General features: G+C 39.5%; 18 protein-coding genes and 1 tRNA gene. 13 read left to right on the forward strand and 6 right to left on the reverse strand.

The window, feature by feature from the left end; all coding sequences use genetic code 11:
• Positions 1 to 24: 24 nt before the first annotated feature.
• Positions 25 to 720, forward strand: coding sequence for an LIC_20245 family lipoprotein (locus CH364_RS05510; protein ID WP_100742554.1), 696 nt, complete (start codon positions 25 to 27; stop codon positions 718 to 720).
• Here the strand turns inward: CH364_RS05510 and nadE are convergent.
• From nadE to CH364_RS05525, 3 genes are read right to left on the reverse strand one after another with little or no spacing between them, the layout of a single operon-like run.
• Positions 717 to 2,660 carry an NAD(+) synthase gene (gene nadE / locus CH364_RS05515; protein ID WP_100742555.1) on the reverse strand — a complete coding sequence of 648 codons (1,944 nt, stop codon included), beginning with the start codon at positions 2,658 to 2,660 and terminating at the stop codon, positions 717 to 719. The two genes, CH364_RS05510 and nadE, sit on opposite strands and share 4 nt — an antisense overlap.
• A complete protein-coding gene (locus CH364_RS05520; RefSeq protein ID WP_100742556.1) occupies positions 2,647 to 3,924 on the reverse strand; it encodes a 3-deoxy-D-manno-octulosonic acid transferase in 1,278 nt (425 codons plus the stop codon). The genes nadE and CH364_RS05520 overlap by 14 nt, the downstream gene beginning before the upstream one ends.
• Positions 3,925 to 4,674 (reverse strand): flagellar filament outer layer protein FlaA, encoded by a 750-nt coding sequence (locus CH364_RS05525; protein WP_100742557.1) that lies wholly within the window; start codon positions 4,672 to 4,674, stop codon positions 3,925 to 3,927.
• 69 nt (positions 4,675 to 4,743) lie between these two features.
• Between CH364_RS05525 and CH364_RS05530 the strand changes: the two genes are divergently transcribed.
• Genes CH364_RS05530 through proC form a run of 3 tightly spaced genes read left to right on the forward strand, consistent with a single transcriptional unit; the run spans position 4,744 to position 7,020 of the window.
• A complete protein-coding gene (locus CH364_RS05530; RefSeq protein WP_100742558.1) occupies positions 4,744 to 5,547 on the forward strand; it encodes a hypothetical protein in 804 nt (267 codons plus the stop codon).
• 2 nt (positions 5,548 to 5,549) lie between these two features.
• Positions 5,550 to 6,248 carry a YggS family pyridoxal phosphate-dependent enzyme gene (locus tag CH364_RS05535; RefSeq protein ID WP_100742559.1) on the forward strand — a complete coding sequence of 233 codons (699 nt, stop codon included), beginning with the start codon at positions 5,550 to 5,552 and terminating at the stop codon, positions 6,246 to 6,248.
• Positions 6,229 to 7,020 carry a pyrroline-5-carboxylate reductase gene (gene proC, locus CH364_RS05540; RefSeq protein ID WP_100742560.1) on the forward strand — a complete coding sequence of 264 codons (792 nt, stop codon included), beginning with the start codon at positions 6,229 to 6,231 and terminating at the stop codon, positions 7,018 to 7,020. Before CH364_RS05535 ends, proC begins: the two co-directional genes overlap by 20 nt.
• A gap of 6 nt (positions 7,021 to 7,026) precedes the next feature.
• Here the strand turns inward: proC and CH364_RS05545 are convergent.
• A tRNA-Met gene (locus tag CH364_RS05545) sits at positions 7,027 to 7,099 on the reverse strand.
• 167 nt (positions 7,100 to 7,266) lie between these two features.
• Here CH364_RS05545 and CH364_RS05550 point away from each other — a divergent pair.
• From CH364_RS05550 to mpl17, 9 genes are all read left to right on the forward strand, one after another.
• On the forward strand, positions 7,267 to 8,328 hold the full coding sequence (locus tag CH364_RS05550) for a sensor domain-containing diguanylate cyclase (RefSeq protein ID WP_100742561.1): 1,062 nt from the start codon (positions 7,267 to 7,269) through the stop codon (positions 8,326 to 8,328).
• Positions 8,329 to 8,350: 22 nt separating this feature from the next.
• Positions 8,351 to 8,578 carry a hypothetical protein gene (locus CH364_RS05555; RefSeq protein WP_100742562.1) on the forward strand — a complete coding sequence of 76 codons (228 nt, stop codon included), beginning with the start codon at positions 8,351 to 8,353 and terminating at the stop codon, positions 8,576 to 8,578.
• Positions 8,542 to 9,423: a hypothetical protein gene (locus CH364_RS05560; protein ID WP_100742563.1), complete on the forward strand. Its 882-nt coding sequence runs from the start codon at positions 8,542 to 8,544 to the stop codon at positions 9,421 to 9,423. Before CH364_RS05555 ends, CH364_RS05560 begins: the two co-directional genes overlap by 37 nt.
• 1 nt (position 9,424) lies before the next feature.
• Entirely contained in the window at positions 9,425 to 10,567 is a 1,143-nt protein-coding gene (mnmA, locus tag CH364_RS05565; RefSeq protein WP_100742564.1) for a tRNA 2-thiouridine(34) synthase MnmA, read from the forward strand.
• The gene (locus CH364_RS05570; protein ID WP_100742565.1) at positions 10,564 to 12,816 is read left to right on the forward strand and encodes an alpha-hydroxy-acid oxidizing protein; all 2,253 of its coding nucleotides are present in this window, start codon (positions 10,564 to 10,566) and stop codon (positions 12,814 to 12,816) included. Before mnmA ends, CH364_RS05570 begins: the two co-directional genes overlap by 4 nt.
• A gap of 2 nt (positions 12,817 to 12,818) precedes the next feature.
• Positions 12,819 to 14,045, forward strand: coding sequence for a PilZ domain-containing protein (locus CH364_RS05575; RefSeq protein WP_100742566.1), 1,227 nt, complete (start codon positions 12,819 to 12,821; stop codon positions 14,043 to 14,045).
• 3 nt (positions 14,046 to 14,048) lie between these two features.
• The gene (locus tag CH364_RS05580; protein WP_100742567.1) at positions 14,049 to 15,005 is read left to right on the forward strand and encodes an RluA family pseudouridine synthase; all 957 of its coding nucleotides are present in this window, start codon (positions 14,049 to 14,051) and stop codon (positions 15,003 to 15,005) included.
• 76 nt (positions 15,006 to 15,081) lie between these two features.
• Positions 15,082 to 16,239, forward strand: a complete 1,158-nt coding sequence (locus tag CH364_RS05585) for a DNA methyltransferase (RefSeq protein WP_100742568.1) — start codon at positions 15,082 to 15,084, stop codon at positions 16,237 to 16,239.
• Positions 16,240 to 16,252: 13 nt separating this feature from the next.
• Complete coding sequence (gene mpl17 / locus CH364_RS05590) at positions 16,253 to 16,678, forward strand: cell surface protein MPL17 (RefSeq protein ID WP_100742569.1); 426 nt, start codon at positions 16,253 to 16,255, stop codon at positions 16,676 to 16,678.
• A 21-nt stretch (positions 16,679 to 16,699) separates the two neighbouring features.
• Here mpl17 and CH364_RS05595 read toward each other — a convergent pair whose 3' ends face one another.
• Together CH364_RS05595 and CH364_RS05600 are read right to left on the reverse strand one after the other, a co-directional pair.
• A complete protein-coding gene (locus tag CH364_RS05595) occupies positions 16,700 to 17,128 on the reverse strand; it encodes a lipoprotein (protein ID WP_100742570.1) in 429 nt (142 codons plus the stop codon).
• Positions 17,129 to 17,761 carry a hypothetical protein gene (locus tag CH364_RS05600; RefSeq protein ID WP_100742571.1) on the reverse strand — a complete coding sequence of 211 codons (633 nt, stop codon included), beginning with the start codon at positions 17,759 to 17,761 and terminating at the stop codon, positions 17,129 to 17,131.
• Positions 17,762 to 17,770 lie beyond the last annotated feature (9 nt).

The following is a 17,770-nucleotide window of genomic DNA, read 5'->3' on the forward strand; positions in this document are numbered from 1 at the left end:
TCCAAGTTTTCAGGAATTCAATCTATGGGAATCCAAAAAAAATTACTCTTTGTCTCTATCGCACTGATTGGGCTTTTTTTTCTCATCTTACTCGTTATGGGTGGTGAGGATGATGAAGAAGCTCGTCGTAAAAAAGAAAGAAGTTCTCAGGCCCTAGCCCTTTTTGGGGGTGGAAGTAACAACCCCAAAGGGACCAATCGATTGGGGGTACGTGGGGAAGATGCAGGTTCCATCTTTGACTCTGATTACTACAATGCTGGTGGGATGCGTTATGAGGAAGATAACAATGTAGCAGGCTCAGAGGCTGGTGAGGTTCCCATCAATCCACAAACTGGAAAACCTTATCCGCCGGAAGCAATGCAGGCATTTGAGGAACTTCGAGAACAATTTCCAGATAACGATTTGATTCCAAAACGGACAACTGCCGAAGAGAAAAAAAAGGCGGCTGAATTTAATCAAAAATTATCACGGGCCACAAACTCTGTGTTTGGCGGAAATGCAAACTCAACAGATGTTGCATTGTATTATAACCATGTGCGAAAACAAGGTAAAGATAGATTGGAAATTATCAACTACTTGATTGAATCCCAAGGCGGTGACGATCCGGAGATGGACAAAAAATTCCAAGAGATCTTAAAAAATATCCAATACCAAAATGAACAAGTGGAAAAGGAAGCAGCAGGAGCCTTCGAGAAGGCGGGACTTCCTCCTCCTAGTTAAGTTTCACCTGATAGGATGGGATAACGGTAACTGGATTTTGGATCCAAACCATACTCATCCAAATGGAATGAGGGAGGAAGCCTCTCTCGTTTCCATTGTGAAGTCATAAATAATTTTTTAAATTTTTTGATGTATCCCGAAATTGTTTCGGCTGGTTCCCAAGGGAATTCTTGTTTTACCATTTCCAAACAATCCTCATCCCGCATTCCCAGGCTCACCAATTTCTTTTCTATCGATTGTAAAATGGGATAGGGCATTAAGTCTTTTTCATCTTCTTGGTGTTCCGATAAAGGTTTTAGTTCGGCAGTTGGTTTAGTGTTTCGTAAAATTCGAATGGATTCTTTGGGTGATATAAAACGGTTGTTTCCATTTTGTATATCATCAAGCCAATCGAGTAAGAATTCTTTGCTAACGCCTGCAAGTGGTGCGAGTGAACCAGAAGAATCTCCATCCATCGTTGTATAACCAACAGCGGCTTCACTTCTATTTCCGGTCGATAAAAGTAAATGTCCTTCTAGGTTGGCTAATAACCAAACGAGAGGGGAACGAACTCGTGCTTGGATATTTTGTAATGGTAGGTCGTGTTCTTTCCAATTCAATGTTTTTCCGAGAACGGATTCAATCAATTGGACAGAAGTGGAAACAGCAGCATCGATTGGGATGGAATAAAAACGACAACCAAGTTCCTCACTTAAAGTTTTAGCAATTTCCTCTGTGAGATTAGAATTATTTTCTGTTTTTTGGTAAATTGTCACGAGAAGGTTTTCTTCTTTGATTCCTAAAGAAGAAAGGGCAACATCACCATTTTCTCGTTTGGTGATCTCCTTCATTGCATTTACAAGAAGAGCACAAGTGGCACTATCTGCTCCACCGGAAAGGGAAAGAGTATATCCCTTTGTCTTTGATTTTCTCAAATAATCATAAAGGCCTAAACAAACGGCTTTTGTAAATTCTTCATAAACTGTAAAATGAAATGAATTCAAATCTTCCTCATGTGTAACTTCTATTCTTTTGTCTAAAAGAGAAAATCCATGAGTCATTTTGTCTTTTTCAATGGAAACTCCATCTAGAAGGATGGTGGGGACTACTCTCCGATTTGTGTTAGGTTTTGGTTCTCGAAAGGACCTTGCTTTTGTCGCACGAAGATCCATTGGATTAAAATCATAAGAAGTCACTTGAAAAGGGGAGAATGAAAGCCTTGGTCCTTCTTTGACAAGGGTTCCTGTTGAAGCAAAAATGGCTCCTCCTTCAAATATGATTCGCCCCGATTCATTTCCTGTCAGGTTTGTGAACACTTGGAGGTTACATTGGTTTCGGCTAGCTTCTGTAAAAATTTGTCTTCGTATTTTCTGTTTTCCAAAAGCAAAATGAGATGCTCCCGGTGAAAACAAAACATCCATTCCTTGTAAAGAATAATCTGATGATGGTTTTTGGACAGACCAACTGTCTTCGCAAATCTCCACTCCAAAATTCCAATACTTAGTTTGGAAAATGAAATGTCCAAAAGGAACTTTGTCCCCAGCAAAAGAAATGGATGAATTTAAAAAATCCGATTCGGAATGAAACCAACGCCGTTCATAGTGTACGCCAGTATTTGCTAAATTGAGTTTGGGAACAAGTGCTACGACCTTACCACCGAAAAGCACTGCCATACAGTTGTACAAAAAGGACCCAAAAAAAACAGGGAGGCCGACTAAGATGATTTGGTTTTTGGAAATTGTTTTTAGTTCTTTTACAATTTCTTCTGCCCTAGTCCAAACATAAGGTTTGTAAAAGGCATCTTCGCATCCGTATCCTGAAATACAAAGCTCGGGAAAAAGAATACAGTCAGCATCCCTAGATTCTGGACTTTCCATTGCCTTGATGATGGATTCGTAATTTCCAATAAAATCGAGAGGAGTCGTATTGAGTGTAACAGCAGCAATTTTAATTTTGGGCATGGGAGAAAACTCGGTTATAAATCTTATCCGACGCACCTCTGTTTTCTACAACAAAGTTTCGATTTCCTTTTCCCATCTTTTCCCTTAATGTTTTGTCTTTCGTTAAAAGATGGATTTTGTTTATAAATTCAGATTCAGTCTCTGTTTTGAAAAGTCCACCTAACTCTCGCATTACGATTGCTTCTGGTGCATTGTTGATTTTTGGTCCAGTGATAACGGGGAGTCCAAGCGCAGCCGGTTCGATGGTATTATGAACTCTGTGTAACCAGGCACCACCTACATAAGCAATACTTCCATATTGGTAGGCAAATGCCAAAATTCCCATAAGATCAAAAAGAAGGAATTTAGGCAAAGGATCGTTTGGATTTCGATTCGAAAACACTCCCACTGATCCATATCTTTCCAAATTCGAAATAAAATCCTTCATCCGAGTTTCTTCCCATTTATGTGGAAAAATCCAATAAAAAGCCTCATCCGAATGAACTTTTAAATAAGCCGTAAAATGTTCTTCACAGATTTCGTAGGTAGAACCAAGAATGATTGGTTTGTTTTTGGATAAAAAATCTTTTTGTTCAGAAATGAAATTTGTAAAAACAGGATTTGGAGATTTGGTTTCTAGTTTGTTCAAAACAGATTCAAATCTAGTATCTCCTAACACACAAAAGTCTGTATTTTTTGATACAAGACCTTCAAATTCTTTTGCCATCAATTCATGGCTTGGATAAATCCCCGTTAGGTATTGGAAAGAGGTTTTTGTAAGAGAACGAATGAGTGGATTTTTTCTTGAGGACTGAGAAGACAAACTGGCACAACAAAGATAAGACTTTGTTCCCATTTGATAAGCTTTTTTTAGTAAATTGGGCCAAGTGTCCCAAGCCATCACAAAGAGAATTTTGGGTTGGAAGTGCGAAAAAATTTGATCATAAGCATTGGCTCTATCAAGAGGAAGATAAAAATATACATCCGCCAGTGGATCCGAAAATGCTGATTCTTTTACCGAAGAGGAAAAAACTGATTGGATGATAAAAACATTTTTATTTTTTTTGCGGATGGTTTCTGCGAGGGCTTTGGCTTGGTCGAGTTCCCCCACACTGGCTGCATGAAGCCAAACTACAAATTTTCCCTCCGCTGTTTTGGAATAACTTTGGGTTAAGGAACGTTTTCTTTTTTGTAATTCATCTCTTATCTGTTTAATAAATATAGATAAAAATTTCAGAATCCAATCTATTTTGAAAACAAGGATGTTGTAAAAAAAATATACCATTTAGCGTTTGTTACCCCAAGTGTCGTTTACTTCCGAACCAGGGTAGATGAAAGTTCTTTTATCAATGACAAAACTCAAATTGTCAAAGTATAAATGAAACTCTCCTTTCTTTTGTGAAGCCAAACTTTTTAACCGAAAGGAAGCAAAGGAAATCGGGAAGGACATGGACTGGATGAGCCTTGTGTTTTCTTTGGGAAGGTTGATTTTAAATTCCAACCGACGCCAACCTACAAAATTTAAAGTCCCTAAATCAAAATACAAATCCTTGGATTTCTTTTGCGAAAGTCCCATACTGAGATTGATGTGATGGCCTTCTGAATACACCCAAAGGATTCCTTGGATGGGCATCCCAAGTGGAATCGAAATTGGTTCTTTGGGTCGAATCTCCCAGTGGTCGAGTCTTGGATTTTCTACATAACTTTGGACAAGAAAACTTGTTTGGTTTTGGAGGTTGGGGTATCCTGATTCTTTGAGGATGGCCGTCTCTTGTAAAAATGCCTCTGATTTGGGAATGGAAGCTGCAAACTGAGTGACTGTCAAAAAGGAATCCACCCGGTAAAAATCCCATGGCCTTTCTCCTTCGAAATCTTCCACAAGAAAGAGTAGGTAACTAGTATCGATTTCGAGAGCGGATTTTAAAATTTGAACTCTGCCGGTTTCATCTGGATCATGGGGCCTCGGAAGAGACAAAAGACCAGAAATCATGAGTAGGAAACCCAAACAGATTGTGATTTTTTTTGTAAATTTCATGATTTCTCACTTTTCGAAAACCCAAAAACGTGTACTCTGTTTTTATCAAAGGAAAGGAATCCGCACGTCATGGGCCGCCGCGACAATTTGAAAATACTCACAACTGCCATTCTAGTGGTCCTGCTTCTTTCATCGTTCATTTTTGCATTTATCTATAGAAACGAAATTTACCAAAAGCTCCAAACCATCGGAAAAAACCGCGAGGTGGAGATGGTGGACAGAGAAATCGAAAGAGAAAATCCAGAAATCCCTGCACCTAAAGAAAATTTTGCAAAGACGGAATCCAATGAACCTCCAGAAGACAGATCCAAACTCCCTGAACTCCCTAGTTTAGAGGATATGGAACCAGATTCTCCGCGGTCTCGTTCTGTCTCCGTGGCAGCCTCAACCAAATCTAAAGAAAAGGTAGATCCATCTTCTCGTTTGCAAGAGAAATTAAACAAAGTGGAAGAGTCTTTTACCCCTAAAGAAGAGGTTAAAAAAACAAAGAAGGATTCTAAAAAAGAAGACTCAGTTTCCGAAGGCATGGAACCAACATCTTCCACCAAACAGCCTAAAGTTGAGGTAGAGGATTCTTTGAGACAAACCAAACAGGTGAAATCCAGACTTTCTAAAAAAGAAAAACAAGTATCTTCGTCTCGCAATCAAAAAAGCCGGACGGTAACTTCTAAAAAACTGGGAAACAAATCACAAAAGTTCGCTGCAGCGGAAAAATCGCAGAGAAAAACTTCTGATGATTCGGGATCCTCTTCATTGGAAGTTCGGATGCGGACTGTGGAACAGAAACTCTCTACTCAAAACGACAAAAATGAAAAACGATTCGTGGAAATCGAACGTCGGATTGAGTCTTTAGAAAAAGCGTTAGCTAAGTAATCGTGTCCGATTACGGTTCTTCCTACCGCTCCATACAAACATCTCTAAAAGATTTGTTTCCCAACAAATCACCCATCCTCATTGCTGTTTCCAAAACCAAACCATATGAAGTAATAAAAGAAGCTTATTTACAAGGGATTCGGGAATTTGGTGAAAATTACCTTCCTGAGGCTATTTCAAAATTCACGAAACTAAGAGAAGAGTTTCCCGAAGCAGTCACATCGGTGAACTTACATCATATTGGTCCTGTCCAATCTGGGACCTTACGAAAGTTATTTGGTATTTTTTCTTATACGCATGGAGTAGGGAGTATCTCCTCCTTAAAGGAACTTTTGAAACGTGCCGAAAAGGAAAAAAAACAGATACGGTATTTTTTGCAAACCAACCTAACTGGAGAAGATACCAAACATGGACTTAGTTTTGAAACTTTACGTTCGATGAAAGATACAATGATCGGTTACCAAAATGAATTTTGCCATTGGGAAGGTTTTATGGGAATGGGGCCATCCAGCGGAGATTTGCGAGAAACTAGGGAAGTGTTTTCATTACTTGCTGAATTAAGAAATACATATTTTCCAGATAAAAAATTGTCCATGGGAATGAGCGGGGATTATGAAATCGCCTGCGAATTAGGATCCGACTATTTAAGAGTTGGGTCCAAAATTTTTGGAGAGAGGGACTATGCAAAAGAAACCATTTGAAGCAGTAGGGATTGTGGGTCTTGGAAAGATGGGCGGAGCGATTGCCACTGCCCTTGTTAAAAAAGGAACCAAGGTATACGGGTATGATCCCAACATAAAAGAATCACCAGTTTCTGGTGTCACTCTTTTGGGAACTCTGGAAGCCATTGCGGAAGTTGCGGAGCTCATCGTAATTGCTGTGAAACCCAATCTTGTGCTACCTGTCTTAAAAGAATTTTCGAAACCAAAAACCTTTGTGTCGATTGCTGCAGGAATTTCTTTTTCGCAAATGTCAGAGGTTGCTCCAAAAGGATCAAATTCTGTGAGAGTTATGCCCAATCTTCCCTTAGTTTCTGAACGAGGTGCGTTTGCGTATTTTTGTCAAGATCCTTCCGTATCCAATGTAGAACGTTTGTTTGATGGAATGGGTTCAGGGATTCGTGTCTCTAAAGAATCACTAATGGATGCGGTCACAGGACTATCTGGTTCTGGTCCAGCTTATGTACTCACATTTTTGCAGGCAATGGCAGAAGGTGGTTTGCAAGAGGGACTGAGCTACGAGGAATCTTTGGCTTTGGCAATGGAAACCATCGAAGGAACTCTTGTGTATTTCAGGAATTTGCGTAAAGAAAATCCTAACCTTCATCCTATGGAAGTCCGAAACTGGGTGACGTCTCCTGGTGGAACCACCATTCATGGATTGGATGCATTAGAAAGGGGAGGATTCTCAACCGCCGTTAGAGATGCAATCAAACGAGCGACGGAGAGAAGTAAGGAATTAGGAAAAGGATGATAACGGTTGCGCGGACAGGATTCGAACCTGTGGCCTTTGGGTTATGAGCCCAACGAGCTACCAGCTGCTCCACCGCGCGGTATAAGACCATTATTTTTAAGATTAGTAAATTGTCAACGTTAACATTACGAAAACTTTGCTATTTTCTTTCGTTTGTAAATTTATCGATTTCCGCCAAAATCTTACTTTACAGTAGTCAAAAAAGACGAATGATTCCTAACTTATACAGAATTCTGGCGGTGCGTTTTGTCTTTTAAAGAAAACACTGATATCGTTTTTGAGCATTACGAAAAAAAAATCTACGACCAAAAACAGCTACTGGAGATCTCCCGTGCCCTGAATTCCACGTTAGACTATAAATATTTAATTGATGCAATTCTTAACATCTGTTTGGCGCAATTACAGACCCTTCATGCGGCAATGTATTTAGAGCCAGAAATTGATTTAGGATTATTTAAATTAGAACCACAGTCCATCAAGGGATTTGAGTTAAATACAGAAGAACAAAACTACGAAGTAAAAATCGATAGTCCGCTCATTCATTATTTTGAAGAAAAACCCAAAGCCATCACTATGGATCAAATTCTACAAATAGATTCATTAAAGTCTATTCCTGATATCACTTACCTGCGTAAGATGGGAGCAGAGATTCTTGTCCCACTGAACGCAAAAGGCAAGGTCAATGGGCTTCTTGTACTTGGGGACAAGATGACTTCCGAAGAGTTTTTGGAAGATGAAAAAGAATTTATGACTACCCTTGCCAATCTTGCGGGGATTGCTGTGGACAACGCTCGGCTTTATGAACTAGCCACAGTGGACATGATGACTGGATTAAAAATCCACCATTACTTTCAAACAAAACTCAAAGAAGAAATGGAACGTTGTCGTAAAAAAGGAACCAAACTTTGTTTGCTTTTTACTGACGTGGATCATTTCAAAAGTTTTAATGATACTTACGGACACCAAGCAGGGGATGTGGTTCTCATTGAGGTTGCCAAACAATTGATCAATGCGGGCCAAAGACACCATATACCTGCCCGGTATGGTGGAGAAGAGTTTTGCCTTGTGATGCCAGGAGCATCAGAAGAAGAAGCGATGGCAAAGGGAGAAGAAATCCGCAAAGCAGTTGAGTCCATGGTAGTCAAAAATCCAAACGATGGATCTGACCTCAAGGTGACTTTATCTGTAGGGGTTTCTAGTTTCCGGCCCACTGATAGAAACAATAAAGATTTGATCGAAAGGGCTGATAAAGCCTTGTACCAGGCAAAACATTCTGGTAGAAACCGCACAATTTGTTATAAAGATTAGGAAATTTGCCGATGGGTAGAGTATGGCAGAGCCGGCATACCTACTCAACGATCTTTCACCATCGGTTCCTTCTGATGTCTATGAATCCATTCGCAATCGTGCTTTGGGTCTTTCTTCGTATGATTTCCAACCATACTCTTGTTTCATCGAATACAAGACTAAGGATTCCATTACTGGGATCGAATACCGGGATTGTATCGTAGATTATACTCGATGTACAAACTCACGCTGTATCAAAAAGTTAGTTTAGTCTTCCTTTTTATAGTTTTTGGGGCCTGTATCCCTGGCCCTGTTCGTTCCCACCAAACTCCTGTTTCATACCAATTCCCAACTTCTAAACCATTACCTCCCCATCTTTCCATTTCGGTAGTTGACCAAGGAACTCATCTCCTGCTTTCGGGATTTGAATCCCAGGGAGAATCGTTTTCCTTTTTCTGGGATACGGGTTCGGAAACCAGCTTTTATGATTCGCCTATATCGGAAGGTGAGGTAGAATTCAAACTGCAAGGACTGCCGTTTACTTTTAAAAAGATCAAAGGAGTATTGCCAAAAACATTTTCCGGCCTTGTTGGTTTGGATTTTTTTCGCGGTGTTTGTATCTTTTGGTTCGGTGAAGAATTGAAGCAGTTTCCTGGTGATTCTCCTTTTTGTGAACACCCGGATGCCTATCTTTCGACTGATTTAAAAATTCTGAATACGAAGAAAAAAGGGGACTATTACTATGTGCAATTTGAATACCCCGAAGGCTCCAGGTCCTTTGCAATGGTGGACACAGGATCGTCTTTAACTTTGATCCCGCAGAGCCCTGGAGATTCTATTCTTGGAGAAAAGAAGGTATTCTTTGCCGGGAACCAAATCCAAACTGCTGCACTTCGGGAGACAAATTTGCCTCTGCATTTGATTGCCAAATCGGGAATTCGAGAAGAATACAAACAAGTCCAATATCTCACAGGAATTTCACTTGAGAATTTCCTTTTGCCAGGGGACAAGGATAAGGAAGAGGTTTGGTCGATTGGATTGAATGTCCTAAGGACTCGTCCTTTGTTTTGGGATTTTTCCCGAAACCGGATTGGGATCGTTCGCACCAAAAACTAAGGTGAAAGAAAAAGAAAAAATCATAGTGGCGATGAGTGGTGGGGTAGATAGCGCTGTGGCCGCAGGGCTTCTCATGGAAGCAGGTTACGATGTGATCGGGATAAATCTACGCACTTGGGAATATGAAGCCCCGGCTTGTGATACCACTAAAAAATCCTGTTGTTCTCCGGAAGACATTCGTGATGCCCGCGATGTAGGTCTTTCTTTAAACATTCCCTTTTATGTAATTAAGATGGAAAAGGTGTTTGGGGAACGAGTGATTGATCGTTTTATTAATGATTATAAAGATGGAAGAACTCCAAATCCATGTGTAGAGTGTAACACCTTCGTGAAGTTTGGTGCTCTTTTTGAACAAGCCAAAATATTGGGAATAGATAAAATTGCGACTGGTCATTATGCCCGTGTCATCGAAGTTGATGGACGGTATGCCATCCGGAATGCCGTTGACATGAAAAAAAACCAAACGTACTATTTGTACGGTTTGTCCCAAGAAAATATTAAAAATACAGTTTTCCCACTTGGAGAAATGGATAAAGGTCAGGTGCGTGAAATTGCAAAACGAATGGGACTGCCTGTTGCTGAAAAACCAGAATCACAAGAGATTTGTTTTATTCCAGAAAATGATTACAGATCTTTCTTAAAAAAGAAAGGAATGGAGTTCACACCAGGATTTTTTAAATTGGCTTCCGGCCAAATTATCGGCAAACACCAAGGAAAAGAAGGATTCACCATCGGTCAAAGAAAGGGCCTAGGGATTGCATGGAAAAACCCACTTTATGTTTTATCCATTGAAGACGATGGAACTGTGGTACTTGGGGAAGAAGAAGAAACTGTTTCTGAATCTTTTATATTAGAAGAAATTACATACCAAGCACTCACACCTATGGAAGTAGGTGAATCGAAAGATATGAAAGTCCAAATTCGTTATAGGAGTGCACCTGTTCACTGTAAGGTGACTTCTCTAGGGAATACTTGGAAAGTGGATTTTTTAGAAGATGTAAAAAGTGTAACGCCAGGTCAATCCGCAACCTTTTATCCTACTAATGGTGATTATTTATTCGCAGGTGGGATCATACAAAAAGGTTCCATCACAAGAAAGGTGAAAACAAATTTTGTTTTAGAGGCAGAGAGCGTTACCATTTGAAATCGGTAGAAGGCAAAACCATTCTGATCATTGGTGGGGGATTGTTACAAGTTCCCATCATCCAAACGGCTAAAACGATGCGACTCCATACTGTTGTTGCAGATATGAATCCTTCTTCCATTGGATTTCAAATTGCTGACGAAGCCATTCTAATGTCCACAAAGGATGTGGAGGGAATGGTTAGGGAATCTAAAAAATTTGCACAAAATTCACCGATCCATGGTGTGATCACAGCAGGGACAGATGCTAGTATGACGGTGGCTGCAGTGGCTTCTGCCTTACAACTTCCTGGGATTCGCTTTGTGGATGCGGAGGCTGCATCTAATAAGGTAAAGATGCGCCAAAGGTTAAAAGAATTTGGAATGCCAATTCCTCGTTTTGCACCCGTTTGGTCGTTATTAGATGCCAAAGAGGCTCTTGATTCATTGACATTCCCTTTGGTGATGAAACCCGCTGACAATATGGGAGCGAGGGGAGTCATCAAAGTAAATCACAAAGATGATCTGCCAACTGCATTTCGACATGCCAAAAGATTTTGTCCAACAGGTGAATTGATTTTAGAAGAATATATGGAAGGGCCTGAACTTTCCGTAGATGCCTTGGCCTTTCATGGCCAAATTAGAATGACAGGCATTGCAGACCGAATTATCGAACGTGAACCTTATTTTATTGAAGTAGGGCATAACATGCCTTCAGCGATGCCAAAAGAAATTTTGGAAGAAGTGGAACGAGTGATGGCAGGGGGAATGCGGGCACTTGGAATCCATCTTGGTGCGGGGAAGGGTGACATTAAAGTTACAAAAGAGGGAGTAAAAATAGGGGAAATTGCTGCCAGACTTTCTGGTGGTTTTATGTCTGCGTTTACCTATCCTTTGTCCACAGGTGTAAATTTAAACCGAGCTGCACTTCTCATATCTCTTGGTGAAACTCCAGATAATTTAGATCCTGTCCTCAGTCGTGTGTCCATTGAACGTTCGTTACTCTCCAAACCTGGAAAACTTATTTCGATTGGTGGTGTTGAGGAAATTAAAAAAATAGATGGAGTATCTGAAGTATTTATCCAATCCAAACCAGGTGATATCATTAAGGAACCTACAAATAATATTGATAAGTCGGGCCACGTCATCATTGTGGCAAACAATCTAAAAGATGCAGATCTTGTTTTTGAAAAAGTAAAAAAGACAATTCGATTTGAAGTCGATGAACAATTTTCTGTCACTGAAAAGGAAATTAATGACCAAGCAAGAATTCGATTTGGAAAAGATATTTGTTGGGTTTGTAAACAATGTGACGGAAGTAATTGTGCCTCAGGAATTCCAGGAATGGGTGGTGTCGGTAGAATGGAAACGTTCCATGACAACAGTCTTGCCCTTTCTGAATATTCCATACTGCCAGGTTATATTAGAGATCATATAGTTCCGGAAATCCAAACTCAGTTTTTAGGTTATGATTTAAAAACGCCAATAATGGCTGCTCCTATGACAGGAGTGGGAACCAATATGAACTTTGTAATGACAGATGCGGATTACGCCAGTATGGTTGTACGTTCCTTTGTTCAAAATGGAAGCCTTGCCTGGCTTGGTGACGGAGCTTCTCCCGAAAAATATAAAGTTATGTTGGAGGCTTTGAAAAAGTCCTCAGGAAAAGGAATTTTGATCTGCAAACCAAGAGAAGATGAATCGATGTTAGTTGATCGTTTTATGCAGGCAGAAGCGGACGGAGTGTTCGCTTTGGGAATGGACATTGATGCAGTGAATTTCAAAACCATGGTCCAAAAGAATTTATCCAGTATCACAAGGCCTTTGGAACGTTTGATCAAATTAAAAGAAAAAACAAAATTGCCATTTATCTTAAAAGGCATTATGAGTCCAGACGATGCAAAACTTGCAGTGGATGGTGGGTTTTCGGCAATTGTGGTTTCGAATCACGGAGGGAGAGTTCTCGATGGAATGCCTGGAACCGCACGTGTCCTCCCTAAAATTGCGGAAGTGGTAAAAGGAAAAATACCCATACTTGTGGATGGAGGCATTCGGTCGGGAATGGATGTTTTTAAAATGATCGCATTAGGTGCAGATTCTGTCCTCCTTGGAAGGCCAGTTGCGATTTCGCTTGTGGGTGGAGAGGATGCAGGAATTCGTTTTCTTTTACAAAAATATTCTGAAGAACTAAAACAATCAATGAGTGTTACTGGGACCAAAACTTTAGTGGACATCAAGCGAACGATGTTGCTTCATAAACTTCACGGTTGATTATGGATAAGGAAATCAAAGATCCCGACGGAATATTGAAGGTAATCACCGCATTGTTCGGTAAACTACCTGCATACATAATAAACTCAGATAAGGAGTTCCCAGTAAAAATCATCGCCTTAAAGAATAAAGCCCTAGTTATTAATACTAATCTTCAATTTTTAAGTAAAGATAGAATATTGACTGTTGTCCATAATGGCAGTAAGTTTTTAGCGCATTTTATTGTTGCCGGTGGTGATGGAAATGGAATTGAAATTTTAACGCCCGTTAAAATACAAATAACGGCAGCCTCTAGACAAGGATCTAGGGTTGATACAAGTCAAGTTCAAACTGGGATGGTTGTATCCAATATCATCAACGTGAATGATGTGTCTAAGGCAATTGGTTTTGATGATAAAAAAGTAGATGCTATTTTACTTGCTTATCGAACAAAACTCACAAAAGCATTCCCTTTATCATCAATCTTCTTTGCTGGTCGTATGGACAATCGATTGAGACTCATGCATCATTACGATAAAGATATTTTTATCATTGATCGTAAGGATAAGTCTACCGCATCTGCTGACTTTTTTCCCTTTGATGAGTACTTAAGAATTTTTGAAAGTTCTAAAATTCCTGATTCTTACACTTCGGAAATTTGTGTGCCAATTAAATATAAGGGTTATGTTCATCTTGGATATGTACAAGTTTTGTCCGAAAAACCTCTCGAATTCGAAATATATAAACAAATTCAAACTTTTGCGAATGCTGTTAGCCGTGATATCATAAGTACAGGTGTGTTTCAAGAATCACGTGATATTTGCCAGGTTATGGATTTAAGTATGGGAGGTATCAGTTTTATCCATGCACCTTCTCGATCATTCTCAAGATCCGTTACCTTAAACGGAACCATACTTTTTGACCTAAATTTGGAAGAGGGCAAACGAGTCACTATCCGTGGAATCATCAAAAACATTCGTAACCAGGAAACCAACTTTCGAGTGGGTTGCCAATTCTACAACCTAACAGAAAAAGACATAGAGATTTTAGAGTTATTTCTTAAAGTCGAAAAGACAGAGAATTCGACAGAGGAAACTCCGGTCGAATCACAAGAGTTACAGGAAGATAGTCCGGAAGAAAACAAAGAGGAAACAACCTCTGTGATTGGTTCTGTGGACGAACCAGGGGATCCTTTTGGCGGTGCCATGGACTCTGATTTTCCTTCCGAAGAACCAAGTCCCGAATCCTAAACAATGTCATCTTATCATTCATTGATTCGTTATCCTTTTACGGGTAAAACGGTCTTTGTGTTTCTCACCACTAAGTTTCCTTACCACAGTCCAGAAGAGTGGAACTATCTTTTAGAAATGGGCCGCATCCAAGTCCAAGGGGAAGTAGCGGGTGCAGATCGTTTGCTTAGAGAAGGAGACAGTGTTGTATACGATCCTATCCCTGGTCGAATCCAAGAACCGGAAGTCGACACAAGTTATAAGGTGTTAAAGGAAACCGAAGAATTTCTATTTATCAATAAACCGGGAAACTTACCCATGCACCCAGCGGGAAGATACCGCACGAGAACTCTTTTGAATCTTTTAGAAGAGACTTACCCCGTTGTGATTCCTGTCCATCGATTGGACAGAGAGACCTCGGGGATTGTGATTTTTGCAAAATCAGAAGAAAGTCGGACTTGGCTCCAACGAAAATTTGAAAAGAGAGAAGTAAAAAAAGAATATTTGGCCGTGGTTCGAGGAAGGTTTCCGAGGCCAATGGTTTTAGAAGGTTTTCTTGGTAAAGATTTGAATTCAGCGATTCGGAAAAAAATGAAGTTTTCGTTGGAAGAATTTTCTGATTCAAAGTTTGTTGCAACTGAATTTATTCCATTGGAAACTTCCAATTCACAAAATCTAAGTTTGGTGCTTGTTCGGCCTGTAACAGGTAGAATTCATCAAATTCGAGTAAGCCTACTTTATCTTGGTTATCCTATTCTTGGAGATAAATTATATGGGCCAAGAGAAACTATGTTTTTGGATTTTGTTCAAACGGGACTCAGTCCTTCCTTATTAGAAGAACTAGGTGCAGAAAGGCAAATTCTACATGCGCATAGCATAAGTTATGTGGATGATCGAACCGGTGAGAGTATTAAAGTAAAATCGGATTCATTAAAAGAGATTCTATCCTACTTCCCAAACTATCTAGACTATGTCCCATAGATTTTAATAAAAATCCAACTTAAGATTCGCCTTTCCTCCGATCTTTCTATAAAGAGAGAGGAGGCTTTTGCAACGGATGGCAGGAGCAGGCAGATTATTAAAGGATTCAGAAAAGATTGTATTTGGTGAGTTTTGGACAGCAAAACAACGCCAAGGACATCCAATTCATCATACTGTAAGTTATAGAGCATCATTTAAGCCGGAACTTCCTTCTTTCTTTATGAAGGAATTTTTAAAAAAGAAAAATAGGGTCGTATATGATCCGTTTGGTGGTAGGGGTACAACTGCCATCCAAGCCAATATTGAAGGCCATGTAGCAGTTCATAACGACATACACCCATTGTCGATTTTTCTTGCTAGTGCGAGACAATATGTTCCCAAACTTGAAGATTTAGAAAAAAAGTTAAACTCTTTAGATTTAGATTCTGAAGTAGAAGATGATCCTTTTGATGTGAATTTACTTCCTTTTTTTCATCCAAGAACACTCAAAGAAATCAAAAACCTAAAGAAGTATATGGCAGAAGATTTTTCTGTGGAGATGAGATTTATTTCACTCATCGCACTTTCTAGGTTACATGGGCATAGCACTGGATTTTTTTCAGTTTATACTTTTCCGCAAGTTTCAATTCCACCGGAAGCACAGGCAAAAAATAATATCAAACGTGGACAAAGTCCGGAATACCGTCCGATCAAACCAAGAATTTTTCAAAAAATGAAACGTGATCTAGCTCTTCCGATTCCTCCGTTTTATCATGAATTTTCTAAAAACAATTTGTATTCTTTGAATTCCGCGAATTCAGTTCCCAATGTGGCTTCAGAATCTGTGGATTTGATTGTGACTTCTCCACCTTTCCTGGATAAGGTGGACTATGAAGGCGACAACTGGTTGCGTCATTGGTTTTTGGACATCCAAAAGTCCAAAGATAGAAAACTCAGTATCTTTAGCAACTTAAGTGATTGGAATGCTTTTATTCGGTCCACTCTGAAGGAATCAGCAAGGGTTCTCAAAAAAGGATCCTATATGGTAATGGAAGTGGGTGAAGTCAAAAAAGGAAATTCCATTCTTTATTTGGATGAAGATGTGGTGAGGATGGCTGAGGGGACGGGCCTTGTTTGGAATAAAACTTACGTCCATACCCAAAGTTTTACAAAACTTTCTAATTGTTGGCAGGTTTCTAACAATGAAAAAGGTACAAATTCCAACCGTTGTGTGGTTTTACGAAAAGTTTTATAAGTCTAATCATTGTATGAAACAATTTCGATTTTTGGTTTCCTTTTCTTTTTTAGTCGCTATGTTATTTGTTGGCCGTAATGGCTTTGTAGGACTTAGTGCAGATCCGATCGATTCCCACCCGATTGAAGTTTCAATCAAACAAAAATCGGTTGGGAAGTATGAATTGGAATTGTTTTTACCAAAAGACTATGGATTTCAGATGGAAGCACCTCACCGAATCTTTTTGTCAGGTGCTGACGGTCTTAAGGTTTTAAATGCCGATTTAAAGCTTAAAGGTCCAGTACATCCCAAAAAACCAGAATACTTTGAATACCTCAAACCCTTAACCTTCCAAGTGGAAGGAAATGGGAAATTACAATTAGATGCAAAATTATTTTACTGTAACTTTGTAAAAAACATTTGTATCCCAGCTAAGGTAAACAAAACATTTTCCATCTAATCAAATTTAGTTGGTCATTTATTATTCTAAATCTTTGGTAACAAGACGTTTCAAGTTGGTTTTTTGAATTTGGTATAAGAAAAAATACCTTCCGCCAACCGAAACGTTTTTATCCAAAATTTTTCCTTCTTTTGAAATTTCGCGCAGTTCTTTTCTTCCCTTATCAGTAAGATTGGGGATTGTATAAGTTTTTAATAAGTTCAGAGACTTTTGTTCAGCAATTGTTTTTGCTTCTTCAATTCGCTCTGATTCGGTGGGAAGAACACTGGATACCGCAACTTGGAATAAGGATTCAGAAAGGAATCCTTCCTTTGCTTTCGTAAATTCTAGAATTACTTCGTTTTCAGTATCTTTGGTTTGTGGGACTTCTTTTGTTTCTTTGGACTTACAATTCCAAACAAAAACAAGAATTGCGAAAGATAGGATCATCCTTGATAAAGTTTTGCTCATTTACAATTTCCTAGGTTCTGACAGTGGAGTTTTCTCCACACGTTCCATCAATTTAGGTTGGATATTTCGGAATAGGAAAGCACATTTTGTGCGATCCGAGTAATCTTCTTTGTAAAGAATCAAGCCATCAAAGAACCAAGCAAAGTTATGAATGGTTTCGATTGTGTTCTCTTTTTGAGTTTGGGGAATATTTGTAGCGGTTTGGCCTTGTTGGTTTGGTTGCGGGTTTGTTGTGGTGGAGGTTGGACTAGCGGCCGACTGAACTCCAACAGGGGTAGTGATTTGCGGGGCATTGGCAATCAACCGGGCCTGTCTGTCCTTTCCTTCCAAAGATTTGGAGTATTCGTCAAGTCCTTCGCCAAATCGGTGTTTTTGTCTTTGGATTTGTAAAAGAAAAGGAAGAGCCAGGCGTTCTCTTTCCACAAAGGCTCTTTGTTTGCAATCGTTGCGACGAGCGATGCCAGAAACTTCTTTATAAGTAACGGGGATTTCTACTTTGATTTGGAAAAATTCCCTGGAGATAAAACCTTCATCGCTTTCATTTTGGAGTGCTCGTTCCACATAACTGGGATCGGCAATGGTAAAGAGGCGACATGAACAAAAGAGACTTAAAATTAGAAGTTTACGAACCATTTCCAACTT

The sequence above is a fragment of the Leptospira harrisiae genome, from assembly GCF_002811945.1.
GTDB lineage: Bacteria > Spirochaetota > Leptospiria > Leptospirales > Leptospiraceae > Leptospira_A > Leptospira_A harrisiae.